13 protein-coding genes are annotated in these 18,743 nt (G+C 36.6%); 4 read left to right on the top strand and 9 right to left on the bottom strand.

Annotated features, from left to right (window positions below):
• Positions 1-36 precede the first annotated feature (36 nt).
• The 4 genes from ACIQXF_RS02185 to ACIQXF_RS02170 all read right to left on the bottom strand — a co-directional run bounded on the left by ACIQXF_RS02185 (position 37) and on the right by ACIQXF_RS02170 (position 7,287).
• On the bottom strand, positions 37-2,859 hold the full coding sequence (locus tag ACIQXF_RS02185) for a 2-oxoglutarate dehydrogenase E1 component (RefSeq protein ID WP_402778514.1): 2,823 nt from the start codon (positions 2,857-2,859) through the stop codon (positions 37-39).
• Positions 2,860-3,091: 232 nt separating this feature from the next.
• Positions 3,092-4,477: an ATP-binding protein gene (locus ACIQXF_RS02180; protein WP_402778512.1), complete on the bottom strand. Its 1,386-nt coding sequence runs from the start codon at positions 4,475-4,477 to the stop codon at positions 3,092-3,094.
• Complete coding sequence (locus ACIQXF_RS02175; RefSeq protein WP_402778509.1) at positions 4,474-5,148, bottom strand: response regulator transcription factor; 675 nt, start codon at positions 5,146-5,148, stop codon at positions 4,474-4,476. Before ACIQXF_RS02175 ends, ACIQXF_RS02180 begins: the two co-directional genes overlap by 4 nt.
• A 111-nt stretch (positions 5,149-5,259) precedes the next feature.
• Positions 5,260-7,287 carry a diguanylate cyclase domain-containing protein gene (locus tag ACIQXF_RS02170; RefSeq protein ID WP_402778506.1) on the bottom strand — a complete coding sequence of 676 codons (2,028 nt, stop codon included), beginning with the start codon at positions 7,285-7,287 and terminating at the stop codon, positions 5,260-5,262.
• 541 nt (positions 7,288-7,828) lie between these two features.
• Between ACIQXF_RS02170 and ACIQXF_RS02165 the strand changes: the two genes are divergently transcribed.
• The gene (locus tag ACIQXF_RS02165; RefSeq protein WP_402778503.1) at positions 7,829-8,377 is read left to right on the top strand and encodes a GNAT family N-acetyltransferase; all 549 of its coding nucleotides are present in this window, start codon (positions 7,829-7,831) and stop codon (positions 8,375-8,377) included.
• 160 nt (positions 8,378-8,537) lie between these two features.
• Here the strand turns inward: ACIQXF_RS02165 and ACIQXF_RS02160 are convergent, their stop codons facing one another.
• Positions 8,538-9,614, bottom strand: coding sequence for an undecaprenyldiphospho-muramoylpentapeptide beta-N-acetylglucosaminyltransferase (locus ACIQXF_RS02160; protein WP_402778500.1), 1,077 nt, complete (start codon positions 9,612-9,614; stop codon positions 8,538-8,540).
• A gap of 545 nt (positions 9,615-10,159) precedes the next feature.
• Between ACIQXF_RS02160 and ACIQXF_RS02155 the strand changes: the two genes are divergently transcribed.
• From ACIQXF_RS02155 to ACIQXF_RS02145, 3 genes are all read left to right on the top strand, one after another.
• Entirely contained in the window at positions 10,160-11,530 is a 1,371-nt protein-coding gene (locus ACIQXF_RS02155; RefSeq protein WP_402778497.1) for an MATE family efflux transporter, read from the top strand.
• Between the two features lie 233 nt (positions 11,531-11,763).
• Complete coding sequence (locus ACIQXF_RS02150) at positions 11,764-12,354, top strand: ArsR family transcriptional regulator (protein ID WP_402778494.1); 591 nt, start codon at positions 11,764-11,766, stop codon at positions 12,352-12,354.
• Positions 12,355-12,388: 34 nt separating this feature from the next.
• Positions 12,389-13,639: an MFS transporter gene (locus ACIQXF_RS02145; protein WP_402778491.1), complete on the top strand. Its 1,251-nt coding sequence runs from the start codon at positions 12,389-12,391 to the stop codon at positions 13,637-13,639.
• Between the two features lie 124 nt (positions 13,640-13,763).
• On the opposite strand, the gene ACIQXF_RS02140 is transcribed toward ACIQXF_RS02145, so the two are convergent.
• The 4 genes from ACIQXF_RS02140 to ACIQXF_RS02125 form a co-directional block, all read right to left on the bottom strand.
• Positions 13,764-14,600 carry a CAP domain-containing protein gene (locus tag ACIQXF_RS02140; protein WP_402778488.1) on the bottom strand — a complete coding sequence of 279 codons (837 nt, stop codon included), beginning with the start codon at positions 14,598-14,600 and terminating at the stop codon, positions 13,764-13,766.
• Positions 14,601-14,997: 397 nt separating this feature from the next.
• Entirely contained in the window at positions 14,998-15,900 is a 903-nt protein-coding gene (locus ACIQXF_RS02135; protein ID WP_402778485.1) for a CobW family GTP-binding protein, read from the bottom strand.
• Between the two features lie 69 nt (positions 15,901-15,969).
• Positions 15,970-17,484 carry a lmo1851 family serine protease gene (locus tag ACIQXF_RS02130; RefSeq protein ID WP_402779071.1) on the bottom strand — a complete coding sequence of 505 codons (1,515 nt, stop codon included), beginning with the start codon at positions 17,482-17,484 and terminating at the stop codon, positions 15,970-15,972.
• A 485-nt stretch (positions 17,485-17,969) separates the two neighbouring features.
• Positions 17,970-18,731 (bottom strand): GNAT family N-acetyltransferase, encoded by a 762-nt coding sequence (locus tag ACIQXF_RS02125; protein ID WP_402778482.1) that lies wholly within the window; start codon positions 18,729-18,731, stop codon positions 17,970-17,972.
• Between the last annotated feature and the right edge of the window lie 12 nt (positions 18,732-18,743).

The following is an 18,743-nucleotide window of genomic DNA, read 5'->3' as shown; positions in this document are numbered from 1 at the left end:
TTGCAAGTAGCCCGGCTTTCAAAAATTAATATGTGATTATTTAACCTTTACAGGCTCGGCAACTGTTTCTTCAATAACTGCTGCTTGAGCTGCTTTATGAGAATCTGCATCTCCCTCAGAAGTTGAGCTCATTGCAGGACGACCTACATAACGTAGCTTTTTACCTTCTGATAGATCATATAACGTTTCTAATGCATAATTCCAAGAACCTTGGTTTTTAGGCTCTTCTTGTACCCAAACAACTTCTTTAACATTAGGATACTTTGCAATAATACCAGCAACTTGCTCTTTTGGGAATGGGTAAAGTTGTTCTACACGAACAATGTGTAAGTGATCGAAGCCTTCTCCATCTTTTACACGTTCTGCTAAGTCAATCATAACTTTACCTGTACCTAAGACAATACGCTCTACAGCTTCTGTTTTTGAACCTAAACCAGGTTGTTCAATTACCTCTTGGAATGAGCCATTTGCTAATTGATCAGCATTAGCTGCCGCTAATGGGTGACGAAGCAATGACTTAGGTGATACAACTACAAGCGGACGAACACCCTCTGTTTCTAACATAGCAGCTTGGCGGCGTAATAAGTGGTAGTAGTTGCCTGCATTTGAGCAGTTTGCTACAAACCAGTTATTTTCTGCTGACATTTGTAAATAACGTTCCATGCGGCTTGAAGAGTGTTCAGGACCTTGACCTTCGTAACCGTGTGGTAAAAGAATCACAAATCCAGATTTTTGGCCCCATTTAGAGCGTGCCCCTGTAATGAAGTTGTCAAACATTACTTGTGCCATGTTCGAGAAATCACCGAATTGTGCTTCCCAAACTGATAATACATGGCCATTTTCTAAATTGTAACCATATTCAAAGCCCACTACCCCAGCTTCTGTCAGTGGAGAATTGTGTACTGTAAATGATGCATTGGCACCAGAAATATGGTGAAGTGGCGTAAATACATTACCATTGTTTTTGTCATGTAACACTAAGTGACGTTGAGAGAATGTACCACGTTGTGCGTCTTGACCTGTAAAACGTACTGGTGTGCCATCTTGAATAATTGTTGCATAAGCTAGCGTTTCTGCATGACCCCAGTCGATTTTTGCAGAAGCAAATGCATCACGGCGTTTTTCTAAAATTTTGCCCAATTTTTTCTGTGGCTCGAAGTTTTCTTCAAACACTAAAAGCTCTTCGTTAATTTTTTCTAAACGTTCCGCACCAACTGCTGTATCAATTTGTGGGAATTCTACTTTTAATTCTTCTGGCATTTCTAAATGCTTATGCTCATCTTTTTCTGCCATTTCTTTTACGTGATCATAAGCTGCTTGCATTTCAGCGTAAATAGCTGTATCTAATGTTGCTACTTCATCGGCTGAAACTGTACCTTCTGATACTAATTGCGCACCATATAATGCGCGTACTGTTTCATGTTTAGAAACTAATTTATATGTCTCTGGGTTTGTTACAGTTGGATCGTCAGTTTCATTGTGACCGTGACGACGGTAACCGATTAAGTCAACAACGATATCCTTACCGAATTTTTGACGGTAACTAGCTGCGAAACGACCTACTAGTGTAACAGCCTCTGGGCTATCTGCATTAACATGCACAACTGGTACTTCATAACCTTTTGCTGGGTCAGAAGAGTAAACAGATGAGCGAGAGTCTTGTAGTTCAGTTGTAAATCCAATCATGTTGTTAGCAATGATGTGGATTGTACCACCAGTAGTGAACCCTTCTGTTTTTGCAAAGTTTAATACTTCTGTTACGATACCTTGACCTGGGAATGCAGCATCACCATGCACAAGGATACCAAGTCCTTTTGTACGGTTATGAACCGCTTGCCCTGGCTTAGAAGTATCATCTTGTGTTGCACGAGTAGAACCTAAAACAACTGGGTTTCCTACTTCTAAGTGAGATGGGTTGTAAGCAAGTTTAACATTCATACCAGATTCACGGTTGTAAGAAGCACCCATGTGGTATTTTACATCCCCTGTCCAACCTTTTGTTATTTCAAGGCGGCCATGTTCTGGCATAAATAAATCGTTAGATACATGTGCGAAATCAGAGAACATCATGTCATATGGTTTATTTAAAATATGTGTTAAAACGTTTAAACGACCACGGTGAGCCATTCCAATACGTACGTCTTTTACGTTGTTTGTTTCAGCTGTTTTTAAAATCTCATCGAATAGAACGATTTGAGTATCTAAACCTTCACCAGAGAAACGCTTTTGACCTACAAAAGTTTTATGGATAAACTTCTCGAAATTTTCAACGCGAGTTAAACGGTCTAATAAAGCTTTTTTCTCATCAGAAGATAATGCTTGTTTAAATGAACCTGATTCAATTTGTGCTTGAATCCAATCACGTTCTTCTGTTACTACTACGTGATCATATTGAAATGCTACTTTATCTGTATAAACAGATTTTAAGTAATCAATTGCATCCTTACCATTTTTCACGTTTGCTGGCACATCTTTGAAGAAGATAGCTGCAGGAATTTCAGCTAAATCTGCAGCGCTTAAGTTGAACGCGCTTTCTTCAATTTGAGCTGTTTGTAGTTCACGGTTTTTCAGAGGGTAAATATCTGCCGCTAAATGACCATGTGTACGAATTGCATCTGCTAACTTCACAGCTGCTAATACTTTTTTGTAATCGCCAGTAGGAGCTGCTGTGTTACTAGCTACAGCTACTTCACCTTCTACGACTACTGGTGCACCAAATTGTTGGAATAATGATACTAACTCCGGTTCTACTTCTTCAGGAGACTGTAAGAATAAGTCGTATTGCTCCATCACATATCCTAGGTTAGGACCAGAGAAAGCTGACCATGGAGAACTTACAGTTGTAACGTTGTTCGACATGAAAAATGACCTCCAAATTTTGCCTTTCGGCAGTTCCATTAATTAAATTACAATTAATTATATAATATTTCTCCGCTCTTTAAAAGGATGTTTGACACAACTTATCCATATTTTAAAGAACGTTTTTTCCATCTCAATCTTACTACTCTTCACAAAAAATACAACTCTTTTTAGCAAATTAAGCAATTTTTTTCGCGAAGGCTAAAATAATTTAATAAAGCGTGTATTTTCGTTAATATTTTAGCGGGAATTTCATGGAGAAAACGGTTCCAACGTTTTTTTCACTCTTGACTTCCACTGTGCTATTGTATTTTTCAAGTAACATTTTTGTAATGCTAAGCCCTAAGCCTGTTCCACCTCTTTGACGATTTCTAGCTTCATCCACTCGATAAAAGCGATCGAAGATAAACGGAATGTTTTCTTCGGCTATACCAATTCCATTATCTTCTATTTTTAAAAGTACTTCATTACCAATGACAGAAAGTGAAAGTTGAATCTCAGGAATTTTTTCACAATAACGAATTGCATTTTCTATTATATTACGAACAATTTGGTTGAGTGCATTTTCTGTTATAAATAACAGTCCTATTTCTTCCTTTTTCGACAGCGTTATTCGAGCTTCTGGATGAAGACGCTCCATTTCTCCTATAACATCTTCAATAACAGCTACCGCGTCTGCCTCACTCATATCGTCTTTTTCTTCACGACGAGCAAGCTCTAATAATTCTTCAATCATTTTACGCATCCGTGCAATTTCGATTAGTGAAGTATCAATCGATTCCTCTAAAATTTCTGGATCATCCTTGCCCCATCTTTTCAAGAGGGAAAGATGTCCTTCGATTGCCTGAATAGGTGTCCGTAGCTCATGGGAAGCGTCCGCTACAAATTGTTGTTGCTGTATAAATGAAATTTGCAGTTCATTCATCATCGCATTGTACATTTTCAATAGATCGCCAATCTCATCATGAGACGTGTGTGTTAATTGAATTGGTTCATTAAATCCTTTATCCATAACTGTTTTCATGGATGAACGTAACGAATGCAATGGTTTCATTAAATAATTGGCTAGATAATAACCAATAGAAGCTGATAGCACCAATGCCCCTACCCCCGCTATTAGCATGGCCGTTAATAAATAATGCATCAATGACTGGTATCCTGATAATGGATGAATAACTTGAATATAGCCTCGGAAGAAGCCGAGCCGAATCGGTTTATTAATAACAAAGGCATCCTTTTTATCAATTGTCATTTCTACGATTTCATGCAATACGCTTAAAGGTGCAGCCTGAGAAGTATCGTTAATGCTAAAAATCTCAACACCATCTACATTAAACATTCGGACGGTTTGATTTCGATCCACAATAGAATTTAAAAGTCCTGTATTTTGTTGGATTTGCTGAATTGTAAGATTGGGTCCTTGTGATTCTAGAAAAGACACCAAATCATCACTTGTACGTTTAATTTTACTTAGTTCATCATTTAATAGCCATGTATGTAATGAAATATAAACGACTATACAAATGATCGTAAAGCTAAAAAATATAACAGCACTAGACGTTAGCATCCATTTTCTTTGTAATGATTGATTGACTAAGATATCTCTCAATTTTTTCATTCGCGCATCACATACCCTACCCCACGAACGGTTTCAATATAGGCATTCATATCACCCGGTAGTTTTGTTCGCAAATGCCGTATGTATACATCTACAACATTTGTCTCAATATCAGTATCATACCCCCAAACAGAAGTTAAAATTAGCTCTCTCGTACAAACTTTATTTTTATGCTCAATTAATAATTTAAGTAAGTCATATTCTGTTTTCGTTAAATCAAGCTTTGTTCCTTGTACAAACACTTCATAGGCCGCTATATCGATAGCAATATCGCGAAAATGTAATGCTTCACCTTTATTTTCATTCGGTGTTACACGGCGTAAAATTGTTCGAACTCTAGCCAGTAATTCTTCAATGGCAAATGGCTTTACAATGTAGTCATCTGCTCCTGCATCCAAACCTGCTACACGATCCATCACAGCATCACGTGCCGTTAGCAAAATAATCGGTATGTTTGATTGAGTTCGTATGCGTCGACATATTTCAATCCCATTTATTCCGGGAAGCATGACATCTAATAAGAGAACATCAAAATTCTCAGATGAAGCAAGAGCCAGTCCTTCACGTCCATCAAAAGCAACTAATACATCATAGCCCTCATGCTTTAACTCTAGCTCTACAAAACGAGCGATATGTTTTTCGTCTTCTACCAAAAGTATCTTTTTAGGCATTTCTTCACCTTCTATTCTAAAATAACAATAAGGGTATCCTCCATAATACTGTTATAGCATAACATCAAACAAAAAGTCTGTACCACAAGCAATTACTTGTGTACAGACTTTTTAATGAGCTTTCGCAATATATAGTTTATTTTTTCCTAATTCCTTCGCTTTATATAAAGCTTGATCTGCTAATTCCAGCAAATCATCTAATTTTTTCCCGTGGTCTGGGTAATATGCGACTCCTATTGAGGCAGTTGGCGTAAAGGTATGGCCTTCGATCGTCCATCCTTTTTTTAATTCACTACGGATACGGCTAATGACATGCATTATTTGTATATGTCTCTTCTCTTCATCCCGAGTTAAGCCCGCTAACACCACTATAAATTCATCGCCACCAATGCGTGTGACTAAATCATGACTACGGACAGAAGCGACTAAAGCTTGACCAAACTTTTGGATAAAGTCATCACCTGTGTCATGACCAAAGCGATCGTTAACATCCTTAAAGTCATCCCCATCAATAAAAAGCATAGCTAAACTCACATTATTCCTTTGTGCTTCAGTCAATAAATTCGGAAACTCTTTTAATAAATAACGACGATTCGGTAATTGTGTTAATGTATCGTGATAGACTAAATACAATAAGTCATTTTCACGTTCTTTACGATGGGTAATTTCACGAGAGACCATCATGATTTGTGAAACTTTTTCACGTTCAGGATCATGCACAACCGTTACGTTCCCTTCCGTCCAAACTGACGTACCATCCTTAGCCTTTAGCAGCAGTTCAAATTGCGTATCAGTGTTGCCCGAATAATTATTTAAAAACGTTTGCCAGGCTTCCTTGCTTTCGTCATCAACAATGTCACTGTAAAACTGACCTTGTAACGCAACATTTTCGTAGCCTAAGAAAATCTCATAGGAAGGCGAAGCATAAATGATAATGCCATCCTCGTTTGTAATGACAATCAAATCATTTGTATTTTCGGTAATAAGGCGGAATGTACGTTCAATATTTTTTAATTCCGTTAACATTCTTTTCTTGTCCGTAATATTATAGTTAATGGATAAATATTGTTCTACCTCGCCAATCTCATTTTTCAACGGCACTACAACTGCTTCTACCCAAAAATCAGCATGGAATTTTGTACGGTAGCATAGCTCCCCCCGCCATATATTCCCCGCTTTCAATGTTTTACTAATTAATTGTAAAAAGTCCTCTGTATTGTTACAAGGCAATATTAATTTATAAGATTGACCTATTAGCTCTTCCGCCGTGAAGCCAGTCGCATTTAAAAACAAATCATTCACTTCTAGAATTTCAGCGTCATTATCCAAAACAGCAATAGACGCTGCAGAATTTAGAGCTGCCTTAAAAACCTCTAAACCATGTGATTTTGAGCGCAACTCCGCTTTTTGTTCAGCGAACTGTGTAAAATCCTGCATGATCAGAAAAATAGCAAAAGAGTTATCTCCCTGCATAACAGGAGAAAGTGAAATTAAATACATGCGATCTTTTTTATCCAGTGTATGAAGCTTGATGAGCTTTTCCCCAATATTTTCGCCCATTGCTGCTCTTTGTAAATAATTTTGTATGTTTTCTACCTCATCTTTAGGAACAATTGGGAGGTGGACGAATAATTGATGTTTTACCGCTTCATTATCTAATTCAAAATCATCCATGAAGCTGGAATTCACTTCGTATATAGCCCCTTCAGCAGATAAGATAACTGTTGAAAAAAAGGCATGATCAAACATAGAGCGCATAAATAAAAACTTATCTTCAATACTGCGATCATAGAGAATCTCTTTTGTTATAGCTAATATATAGTCTTCATTGTTGTATTGAAGCGGACGAACAGATGTCTCATATTTTCTAACTTCTGATTTAACATAGGCATAATCCACATAATCAATCTGAACATGCTTCGCAATTGCTTGATGATAATTCTTCTGAATTATAGGAAAATTGCGACTCGAGGTAATAGTGGAAAGCATTTCCCCAACAGCTTCATTTGAAAACGAAGTTCGAGCAGCTTGATTTAAGCGAATATATTGATAATCGTCTCCTACCTTCTTCATTAGAAAGACAAAATCTTTGCCAATAAATAATTCATTAAATAATTCTTCGCTTAAAAGATACTCCATGCTTTCACCCCCGTAAGTCGTTTAAATAAACAAAAAATTATTATTAAATAAATATTTGTTTTTAAAAATCAATAATACTATTATAACATAATTCAAAAGAATTACATTTCTCTAAAATGAAAAATTATATCCTTTTTAGGTTATTTTTTGATATTTCCCCTCTTATTGAAAAATAAGATGATTCTAAAGAAACATTAAATAGAATATTTTATATAAAAACCGAGACTTAACTTCTATATATTATATTTAGAAAATTTATTGATTAATAGAATTTTTAAGTATTCAGAATTAACTGACTACTAAACTTAATTTTTGTTTTAGCGAGTAAAATGATTGCACAAAGCAGTCTAAATGTTATATTATATTAAAAAAACTAGCCTTTTTTCGGTATGGGCGAAAAATCAGTAAGACAGCGGGAGATTATGGATATCATAGTTATAACGTCTAGTTCTTTGGGTTTTAATTCCAGTACGAATTTTAGTTTTCTTCTTTATGTTTTAACGGAATTGTTTTAACTACCCTAGTAAAGGAGGCGTTTCGTATGCTTAAACATCGAGACCTACATGAATGTACAGAGCTTTATGAGCTATTATCACACCCTTCTGTTTTCCCATTTGTCCGTCAAAAAGCCACATCCGCTGATGAATATTGGTTTATGACAAAACAACTGATTGAAGAAGAAGCGAAGGGACTCGCTATTTCAAGGACAATTACCGATGATTGGGGTCAACCAATCGGCACCATTAGCATTCATGATGTTGAGGATGGTGCTGGCTTTTTAGGAACGTGGATTGGACTCCCTTACCAAGGGAAAGGTTATAACCAAAAGGCAAAGATGCTTTTTTTGAATGAACTATTTTTTGAATATAATTTCCATACGGTATTTCTTCGTATTCGGGTTGAAAATATAAAATCACAGCGTGCTGCTTTAAAACTACCTTATGTCATGAGTGCGAACGAAAGTCACCCGACATTGCTAGCACAAGTAAACAGCGGCGAAACGCAATTCGATTTATACAAAATTCCAAAAGACTTGTTCTATCTAACAACTGCCAATCAATTGCTGGAAGGCGAAGAGCAGGCCATGTAAACAAAATATCATAAAAAATAAGCTATGTGTTCTGTCGATTTTGACGAAACACATAGCTTTTGTTTTGCTTCATTTATTGTTGTTATCGGATTGTTAGTACAAGCTGTGCAAAATCAGCAACTTCAACGAGACGTTTGCTACAGTTCTGTAGTTCTACTACTTACTTTTTATATTGCAAAATCAATTTCGCCATTTCTTCTGGTGTTTTTGGTCTTTGTGTTTTTTTCATGGTTGCCACCATTTCTTCTTTGCGCTCTGTTAACACATAAACCGACTTTTTAAAGGATTCTTTTGTTAATTCCTCTTCTTGTAATACTTCTGCGTAGCCTTGTCTTTTAAATAAGTTGGCATTTAATATTTGATCGCCACGACTTTTTTGTGCAGATAACGGCACTAACAGCATCGGCTTGTGAAGTGCTAAAAATTCAAAAATCGAGTTAGAACCTGCACGCGAAACAATAAAGTCTGCTGCATGTAATAAATCTGATAATTCGTTGGTCACATATTCAAATTGCTTGTAACCAGACAAAGATTCGAATGCTTTGTCAACATTTCCTTTACCACACAAATGAATGATTTGAAACTGTTTTACAAGCTCCGGTAAATTTTGACGCAGTGCATCATTCAAAACAACCGAACCTAGACTTCCCCCCATGACAAGAAGTACTGGTTTTAATGTCGTAAAGCCACACAGTGATAGTCCCTTTGCTCGATCCCCCATAAACAACTCTTGGCGAATAATTGAGCCTGTGCATGTAGCCTTTTCCTTCGGTAAGTGCTGTAATGTTTCTTCAAAAATCGTAAAGACATGAGACGCAAATGGCAGCGCAATTTTATTGGCCAAGCCAGGTGTCACATCTGATTCATGAATGACCACTGGAACACCAGCCACCTTTGCAGCCATGACAACAGGTACAGAAACAAAGCCACCTTTTGAAAAAATAACTTGAGGCTTCACCTTTTTGATAATACGAAAAGCCTGCATGATTCCAGCAAGCACTTTAAATGGATCTGTAAAATTTTTCATTGAGAAATAACGACGCAATTTCCCACTGGAAATACCGTAAAACGGAACACTTGGGAATGCCTCGCCTATTAATTCTTTTTCAATGCCCTGCTCTGAGCCAATATAGTGGACATCATAACCTTGTTCTTGTAAAGACGGCAGTATCGCTTGATTGAGCGATACATGACCAGCTGTCCCTCCACCGGTTAAAATGATTGATTGTTGTTTCACATTAATTCTCCTATTCTTTCAATTATGCCTCGGCATAATTGCGTCCGGATTCGGCTTTGTGCTTGGGCCTGCATGAGGGCCGACACGATGTCGGTCATTTCGGTAAAGCCACAGGACGTCGCGTTTTTTACCGATGCAGGTCAGTTAGCCGTTATCGCATGGATGCGATGATTTTAGGCTAACATCCTTTAAGAACTCCTTTCCGAATTCCGTGACATCTGCCGGAGGCTTTAGTCCAACACAATGTTGGTCACTCAGGTGTTTTCACAGGATGTGAAGTTCTTAGCCTGAGTTCTTCTTTTCAGCGGATGCTTGGACACCCGCTGAAAGTAGCTTACACCCAAATTCATCTCGTCACCTATTGAGGTAGGAGACTTTCGCTGAAAGAAGTTAAAGGCCATAGCAGCCATCACTACTTTTTGTTTACAGTCCTTTATTTTACTATATGCTAACGAAAAGATATAGATGAAGCATTTAATTTTTCAACTTTTGCTTATTTCATATGTTATACTAACTCATTATGCTAATAAAGGATGTTAAACAAAATGTATCAAACAACTACGTTAAAAGAAAAATATGCACTCATTTTAAAAATGATCGTACCCATTCTAGTGACGCAAGTAGCTATTTATCTTATTTCGTTCTTCGATATTTTAATGTCGAGTCGCTATGGTACTGCTGACCTAGCGGGGGTTTCCATCGGCTCCTCCATTTGGATGCCTATTTATACCGGACTTTCAGGCATTCTCCTTGCCATTACCCCGATTGTTTCACAGCTAGTTGGGGCTAAAAAAGAATTAGTTGCAAAGAAGGCCGTGCAGCAAGGTATATATATTGCAATCCTACTAGCAATCCTAATTTTTATCGTGCTATTTTTGGGAATCGATTGGATTTTAGGAAATATGCATTTAGAAACATCTGTACATACTATTGCTAAATCTTATATTCATGCGATGTGTGCTGGACTTTTACCGCTTTTCTTATTTTTTGTATTGCGCTGCTTTATTGATGCACTCGGACAAACACGTGTCACGATGATCATCACTTTACTTGCTACACCTATTAATATCGTCTTAAATTATATTTTTATTTTCGGAAAGTTTGGAGCACCGAAGCTTGGTGGAGTCGGTGCAGGCGTTGCGACAGCTATTACCTACTGGCTTATTTTCTTTATAACAGTTTGGATTATTGCCAAACGCGTGCCCTTTGAACGCTTCCGCATATTCCATGACTGGCAAAAGCTAGAGTGGATGCGCTGGAAGGAAATTTTACTCATTGGCGTGCCAATTGGGATATCTTTATTTGCAGAAACAAGTATTTTTTCCGCAGTGACGATGATGATGAGTAACTTTAGTACAGAGATCATTGCAGCTCATCAAATTGCCTTGAATTTCACATCTCTGTTATACATGGTACCACTAAGTATTTCTATGGGTGTAACAATATTAGTAGGCTTTGAAATCGGGGCTGGTCGTATGCACGATGCTAGAATCTATAGCTATTTATGTGTAGGTACTGCGATATTGTTTAGCTTTATTTCAGCTTGTATCCTTTTTCTCCTTCGTGAACCTGTTGCAAATATGTATACAACTGACGGTAAAGTGCTAGAAAATGCTGTCCAATTTTTAATATACGCCGCCATTTTCCAACTATCTGATTCTATCCAAGCACCTGTGCAAGGAGCTTTACGTGGTTACAAGGATGTTACGATGACATTTATCATGGCCATCATTTCATATTGGGTAATCGGGTTGCCTGTCGGCTATACACTCGCAACTTACACAGATTTCGGACCATTTGGTTACTGGATTGGACTAGTTGCAGGGTTGACAACGGGAGCCATTACTTTATTAATACGGTTATTACTTGTTCAAAAAAGAATTTCAAGCACGTCCAAAGCAAAACTAGCAAACTAGATATTTTTCTAGTTTGCTTTTTTGCAATATAGAAGTGAAAACTGCCCAAGAATCCAACTACACTCCCTCTTTCAAAATGTATAAATGAAAACTTTCTTTCTCCTAACGATCAGCCCCTTTCCCTTAAACTTTGAAGGAAATAAAAAAATTACAAAAAAAACGATTTACATTTATTTTTTTACAGCCTATAATGCAGTTAAGATTTATTAACCGGTTAAAAAGGAGATTATCGTATGAAGCAAAAGTCTATTTCAATTATTGAAACTTATGAACAATTAAAAGCTATAAGTGATCCACTTAGAACAAAAATGCTTATGTATTTGGTCGAACAGCCCTATACAGTACATATGTTAGCTAATGAACTTAACCTATCCAGAGCCAAGATTCTATATCATATTCGGGAATTAGAGAAACATGGAATCATCAAGCTAGTAAGAACCGAAGAACGAGGAGGAAATTTATTAAAGTATTATCAAGCTATAGCAAGAGGGTTTATCCCTGCAGATCATTTGCTTAATTATGTTGAATCTAAAGAAGCTACAAGACAATCATTTTTAGAAGTATTAAGCCGTGCTAAAACACGTGTGTTAGCTGCACCTGATGAAACATTCAGTTTACATTCTTCAAATGTAGAAGAATGGAACAATCTTTCCCTCCAAACAGAATTTACAGTTAGCGAAGAGAAATTCCTAGAATTCACTCAAAAATATAGAGCTCTTCTTGAAGAATTAATTGACGATAACACTGAGGAAGAAAAAAAACATTATTATTTAATGACGACTGCGTTTCAAATTGAAGAGCCTATTTTTACGAAAAAGAATTAAGGTAAAATAAAATTTTTGTAATGGAGGGATTGGATTGAGTAATCAGGAAGTACTTTGGTCTCCCCCGCAGGAAGAAAAGATTTCATCTCTATTGAAAAATCGCTCTTTTATATTTCTATGGCTATCAAGTACAACCTCTTTTGTAGCTTTATCTACCTATTTATTTGCTGAACAATGGTATATTATCACTGTCTTGAAAATGGAATCAGCATTAGGAATAGTTATGATGATGACGATGATTTTTCGTGTTCTCTTTATGACAATTGGAGGCGTTTGGGCAGACCGGTTTAGAAGGTCACGTATTATGCTTGTTTCAAGCTTTATTCGATGCCTCATTGTTATTGTTATGATTTTCTTTCTGCAAATGAGCATCCTTGAAATTTGGTCGCTTATTGGTTTTGCCATATTTTTTGGGATTGTAGATGCCTTCTTTTCCCCAGCCAATACGTCACTGCTGCCATTGTTAGTTTCGAACGGTTCAATAACAAGAGCAAATTCGTTTATACAAAGCTCGAATCAAATTGCCATGTTTTCTGGACCTATGATAGGCGGTTGGATTCTATCAAAAGGATCGTTTAGTCTTTTGTTTTCAATGATTGCGGCTTTTTTGTTCATGACCTTTATATTTTCATTTTGTATTGGAGAGCAAAAAAGGAATGATCCCCCAAATAATAATTCTACTAAAGACGAACTATTAGATGGGTTGAAATATGTTTGGAATATGTCATTTCTGAAAAATATGCTCATCATTCTTATAATCGTTAATTTTTTCTTTTTCGGTCCCCTTCAAATGGGAATTCCTCTTATTGTTAATAATGTAATTAAAGGAGAAGCGTTGCATTTAAGCTTTTTACAGAGTTCCTATCAGGGAGGTATGCTGGCAGGAGCGTTAACAGTAGGATTAGTTAATTTCAGAAAAAAAAGAGGGTTGTCCATCTTAATCATTATAAATGTACTTGGAATTTGTTTATCATTGCTTGGGTTCATTAATTTACTTTGGCAGGGTATATTTTTATTATCGATTATGGGGATACTTTCTTCTGTCATCAATGTATCACTTATTTCAATAATTCAAGAAAAGAGCCAGCAAGATAAAATAGGCAGAGTAATGAGCCTAGTCAACGCATTTTCGAACGGACTTGTCCCACTCTCATATGCTTTTGTTTCTATGGCACTTGTTATGAATATGACTATATCCAATATAATGTTGTATTGTGGTTGTCTAATTATGTGTATATCTTTATTGTATATATTTAAGCCAAACGTCATTAAAAGCGTTAATTAAAATTGATTGGAGTGGAGACTCGGCGACTCCTTAATTTTGCGCTGTATAAAAAAAGATGTCCACTAAGCCTTATTACGTCTTAGCGGACATCCTTTTATACAATGAAGCTATTCAATTTATACTATTATTTTTGGATAAATTGTTGTGTCCAGTAGTTACCCGATTTCACATAACCAACACCAATGTGCGTAAATTTCTCATTTAAAATATTCGCACGGTGACCTGGTGAGTCCATCCAAGCTTGTACTACTTCTTGCGGTGAACGTTGACCTTGTGCAATATTTTCACCTGCACTCTTATACGAAATACCTAAAGCTTTCATACGATCGAATGGTGAACCGAATGTTGGGCTTGTATGTGAAAAATAGTTTTTAGATTGCATATCTTGTGATTTTTCACGAGCTGCTGCCATCAGTTGATCATCCGTTTTGAATGGTGTTAAACCAGCTTTTGTACGTTCAGCATTTGTTAATTTTACAACCTCTTGTTCAAAAGCACTCACATCTGAAGTAGTTGTCGATGGTGCACTTGCTGTATTATCTTTTTGAGTTGTTTGTGTACTATTGTTATTTGCTTGTGTATTGTTGTTAGTTTGTACTTCTTTATTAGTTTGTGTTTCTTTATTAGCTTGTACTTCTTTATTAGCTTGTGTTTCTTTATTAGCTTGTACTTCTTTATTAGCTTGTACTTCTTTATTAGCTTGTGTTTCTTTATTAGCTTGTGTTTCTTTTGATGGTGCTGATGGTTGTGGTAGATTTATATGCCACTTAAGATTTGACCATAGATTTTGTTCTAACCATTGATCTTGATCTTGATTTGACCATTTATATTGATTAACTGTTTGACAGTTTGTATTCTGTTGTACTGTGTTCTCCTCTGTAGTTTTAGCTGCAGCCGAAGTGATTTGAATTGGAGCCGCTACTAAAAATGTTGCACAAATTGCAGTTAGTGTTTTTTTCATTTTGCAATTCCTCCTTCTCTGCCACTAATCCTAAGGGATGATTTTATAAAAATTCTTACCAGCATCTGCTAACAACGCCATCAGAGAAATGGATTCGCGTAAAATAGAGGTTCTTTTGCTATAATTTTTAGCAAGTTTCGCCAGCCTATGAAATACTTACGTTTTAAATAGGGTTGACATCCCTTAAAAACTATTAATTTTTTTCAATATTTACATAGATCATAACAGCAATGAAATCATCCATTATACTTCGGCATAATTGCATCCGGAGGCTTTAACCCCGCAATAAGCATTCTTTATCACAAAAAAATCTGCGATAATTTCTACTAAAAGAATTTTCGTCTCATTAGTAGAAATCAGCAGATTTAAATGTCTATCATGACAAGCATAGAATCCTTTATTCAATGCCTATTACGTTTAAGCTACCTATATTTTCACCAATGATAACGAGTTTCGCAGGCATTTTCACGTATTCTGGAAGCCATTGGACCATGCCGTATGCATATTGAAATAGCATTGGATTTTTTACACCTTCAACAGGCACGTAACCTTTCATACGATATACAGTATCAGGAAGTGAACGTACCCAATCCTCAAATTGCTCTTGTGTAAACATTCCGTCCTGAAATTCAACTAATCGTGAGCCAAGATGCATGGATGCTATTGGAGCTTTTACAATATCCTTTTTATCCGTCTGTACAGTCGCCTTTAAATCCTCTAGTAGCCGTAGCGGTACACGGCCATTCGTTGTTTGTAAAATAAAAGCATGCGGATTAAAGCCCTGTAGCTCATAAACAACTTGCGCTTGCTCTGCTTCTGACAATAAATCCGTTTTATTGGCCAATAATAAATGCGCATGACGGATTTGTTCCATAAATAATGAACGAACCTGTGGGGTTAACGTCTCACGATGCAGCCAAAGCTTAGAGTCCGCTACCGTGATAATTCCTTTCACATTCAACTTGTCAGCAAATAACGGTGAATATACGGCATCTAATGCTTCCACAGGATGTGCGGCTCCTGTTGTTTCAATAATAAGGACATCAAAATCACTATCTAATAGAAGAGATTGAATTTGCGCCTCCGTTTTTTCCGCTCCAGAGCAGCAAATACAGCCCTCTAGCATCTCTTTAAGCGGAATATCCTTCTCAACAGCCTGTGAGTCAAAAGGCAGCTTTCCAAGCTCATTCATAATAACAGCTGGCTTTAAATTCTTTTCCTTTAGTTGTCGAATAACATCTGTTAACATGGATGTTTTTCCACTTCCTAAAAAACCACTAAATAAATATACGTCTTTCACAATCATAGCCTCCCATAAAAAAAACTGTCGCAGAGGTCGTTAGAGACGACTGCTGCGACAGCTACATTGTTAGTTTGTAGTTTCCTCAGTATTTTCTGGTGTTCCTGTAATTAGTTCTTTCGCTTTTAACAATTGAGGATCATCTGCTTTAATTTTTGCACGTAATGCATCCATTAAAGCATACGTTGTATCGCCAGTTAAAATACCAGTTTCTTCAAGACCATTAGCAGCTTGCAGTTTTTTCACCGCACGTTCTGTATATCGATCAAAAATACCATCTGCTTCACCAGGCTCGTATCCTAGAACTTCTAGCATCTGTTGTGCCGCTTTTACAGAGTCAGACTGTACGCCCTCTTTCATTTCAAGAGATGGGTCCAAGTATGGTAATGAAGCATAAGATGGGTATGGTACTTTTGCATCTGGCTCAATACCTTTTTCATTAATCCAATTGCCGTTTGGTGTTAACCATTTACCTGTTGTGAATTTAAGGTTAGAGCCATCTTTTAATGGTGCAACATTTTGCACTGTCCCTTTACCAAAAGATTTTTCTCCAACAATTTTTGCACCTACAGATTCACTTAAAGCGCCTGCTAAAATTTCAGAAGCAGAGGCACTACCACTATCAACAAGAACTGTTACAGGTAAGTTATATTTTTTTCCAGCTACTGCTTTTGTGATTTCTGGTTCTTTATCTTTTTCTTGCACCTGAACAATTACTTTACCTTCTGGCACGAATAGATTCGAAATTTCCACTGCAGCTTTCAGGTAGCCACCAGGGTTTTGTCGTAAATCTAGGACAATCCCTTTCATCCCTTTACCCTCATAGTCAGCAAGCATTTTTTCTAGTTCTGCTGCCGTGTTCTCACTAAAAGATGTAATTTGGATATGAGCAATATTACCATCAAGCATTTCGCCGTATACCGTTTCAACCGGAATTTCATCACGAATAATTGTCATTTTAATTGGCTCAGCATTTTCGCCACGTTTCACCGTTAATTTCACAGGTGTACCCTTTTCACCACGAATAAGGGCTACCGCTTCAGAAGCGCTGAATCCTTGAATGCTTTTCCCATCAACCGTTAATATAATATCTTGCGGTAATAATCCCGCCTTTTCAGCAGGAGAATTTTTTATTGGTGACACAACTGTAATAAAGCCATTACGCTCTTGAATTTCCGCTCCAATTCCTTGGAAGCTAGAAGACAATCCAGAATTAAATTGTTCTGCTTCATCTTTCACCATAAAATCAGAATACGGATCATCTAATGCCTCGAACATGCCATTAATAGCCCCATCGACCACTTTTTCATCATCGATATCTTTGTAATATTTGTTTTTAAGTAAATCGAAGGCTTCATATAATTTTGTAAATTCCGCACGTTCAATCGGTACTTTTACTTCCACTACTTTCTTCTCGCCGAACGTTAACGCAAAAATCGTTAAGCCTGCAGTAATAAGAATTGTAAAGAACATCAGCATAATAAATTTAAACGGTTTCAATTGTATAAATCGTCCTGCTGGTTTTACTTCAGCCTGAGTTTGCTCTTGCTGCTGTTCTATACCATCTTTGTTCTGTTCATCCATCTTGACTGTCACCACTCTCATATACACTAACTTGTTGTCACACTATTACCATCTTAACAGGTTATAGAGAAGACGAAAAGAAAAAGCCTGTCAAAATTTCGTGACAGTTCTTATCCAAAAACTATCTCCATATAATCCAGCATCCCAAACTTTCACCTATATGATTATTCAAAGGTAATGTCACTTTAATCTATGTAGTTGTTCTTGCTTTAGATTTCAATAAAGATGAAGGTGTCTCATAAGTACTACTAAGGCAGCTCTCTCATCTCTGCTAAGTTTTCAGGTATATAATGGCACTGCCTTTCTATTTTACCCGTTTCTTAGAAGCAGTCAACTAAAATACTCATAGAATAATGGAAATGAAATGTTCCTTTATGCCTCATCACTTTAAGTAACTTATGGTCATTTTGCTGTTTTCACCTTATTTTCTCATTTTTCGCTGTAATTATTCCTGTTTATGTTCTTTAGTTTTGCGTTCATCTTTTTTAGATAAGTTCTCTTAACTTTTTTATAACAGAATGTATGGTTAGTCTGTGAAAAGTAATAAGTTGCCCCTTATAGACGACCGAAAAAATACCGTATGGGGTTGGAGATAGTTCCATCAATTCTTCTCTATTTTTGACATCAATAATATCAATGGGTATATCTAATTTTTGGGCACCAGCTATTATATTTTCAGTTGCAATTTCGACGTAAGGACATTGGAATGAACGCACAATGGTTAAATTACTGAAATTTCCTTTTCTTCTCTCCCAATCGTTCGGAAAATATGGTAGTTCAGCTTTTTTGTTAAATGAATAGACAAGTAATTCAAAATCGTGTGGGGCCGTATCTATTAGTTGAAAATCATTTTTCAAAAAAATCTCTTTACTTGGTGTCCAAGATGTTGTTGAATTTGTAATAACAACAACACCTTTTTTGTCTAGCTCTTTGGCATCATCTAGACATTTTTGTATGAGTTGAGTGCCGTAGCCTTTGCCAACCTCACTAACCCACAAGCAATGAATGATTAAATAACCGTCAGCGTACACGGCTCTTGAAGACAATTCTGCTTCCGTATATTCAATAAACCCTAGTTGCTTATTATGATCGATTAGTTGCACATATTTCAAGCCTTCTTCAAATCTATTAGCTAGCCATTTATTTTTATTGATATAGCCATCTGATTTCTTTTTGCTTCTAAGACAATAGCTTCCTATCCCCTCTAATAATTCGTGATTCATTTCAACCAATTCAACTTTAGTCATTGGCAATCCCCC

This window comes from Lysinibacillus sp. NPDC097231, assembly GCF_044761885.1.
GTDB lineage: Bacteria > Bacillota > Bacilli > Bacillales_A > Planococcaceae > Lysinibacillus.
Note: the sequence above shows the minus strand (reverse complement) of the source record. Positions and strands in the feature narration are given on the sequence as shown.

What these genes read in the sequence shown, in the direction of transcription:
- ACIQXF_RS02165 (WP_402778503.1), top strand. Translation starts at nt 7,829, where the DNA reads ATGCTTAAACATCGAGACCTACATGAATGTACAGAGCTTTATGAGCTA.
- ACIQXF_RS02170 (WP_402778506.1), bottom strand. Translation starts at nt 7,287, where the DNA reads ATGGAGTATCTTTTAAGCGAAGAATTATTTAATGAATTATTTATTGGC.
- ACIQXF_RS02185 (WP_402778514.1), bottom strand. Translation starts at nt 2,859, where the DNA reads ATGTCGAACAACGTTACAACTGTAAGTTCTCCATGGTCAGCTTTCTCT.
- ACIQXF_RS02175 (WP_402778509.1), bottom strand. Translation starts at nt 5,148, where the DNA reads ATGCCTAAAAAGATACTTTTGGTAGAAGACGAAAAACATATCGCTCGT.
- ACIQXF_RS02140 (WP_402778488.1), bottom strand. Translation starts at nt 14,600, where the DNA reads ATGAAAAAAACACTAACTGCAATTTGTGCAACATTTTTAGTAGCGGCT.
- ACIQXF_RS02150 (WP_402778494.1), top strand. Translation starts at nt 11,764, where the DNA reads ATGAAGCAAAAGTCTATTTCAATTATTGAAACTTATGAACAATTAAAA.
- ACIQXF_RS02180 (WP_402778512.1), bottom strand. Translation starts at nt 4,477, where the DNA reads ATGAAAAAATTGAGAGATATCTTAGTCAATCAATCATTACAAAGAAAA.
- ACIQXF_RS02130 (WP_402779071.1), bottom strand. Translation starts at nt 17,484, where the DNA reads ATGGATGAACAGAACAAAGATGGTATAGAACAGCAGCAAGAGCAAACT.
- ACIQXF_RS02155 (WP_402778497.1), top strand. Translation starts at nt 10,160, where the DNA reads ATGTATCAAACAACTACGTTAAAAGAAAAATATGCACTCATTTTAAAA.
- ACIQXF_RS02125 (WP_402778482.1), bottom strand. Translation starts at nt 18,731, where the DNA reads ATGACTAAAGTTGAATTGGTTGAAATGAATCACGAATTATTAGAGGGG.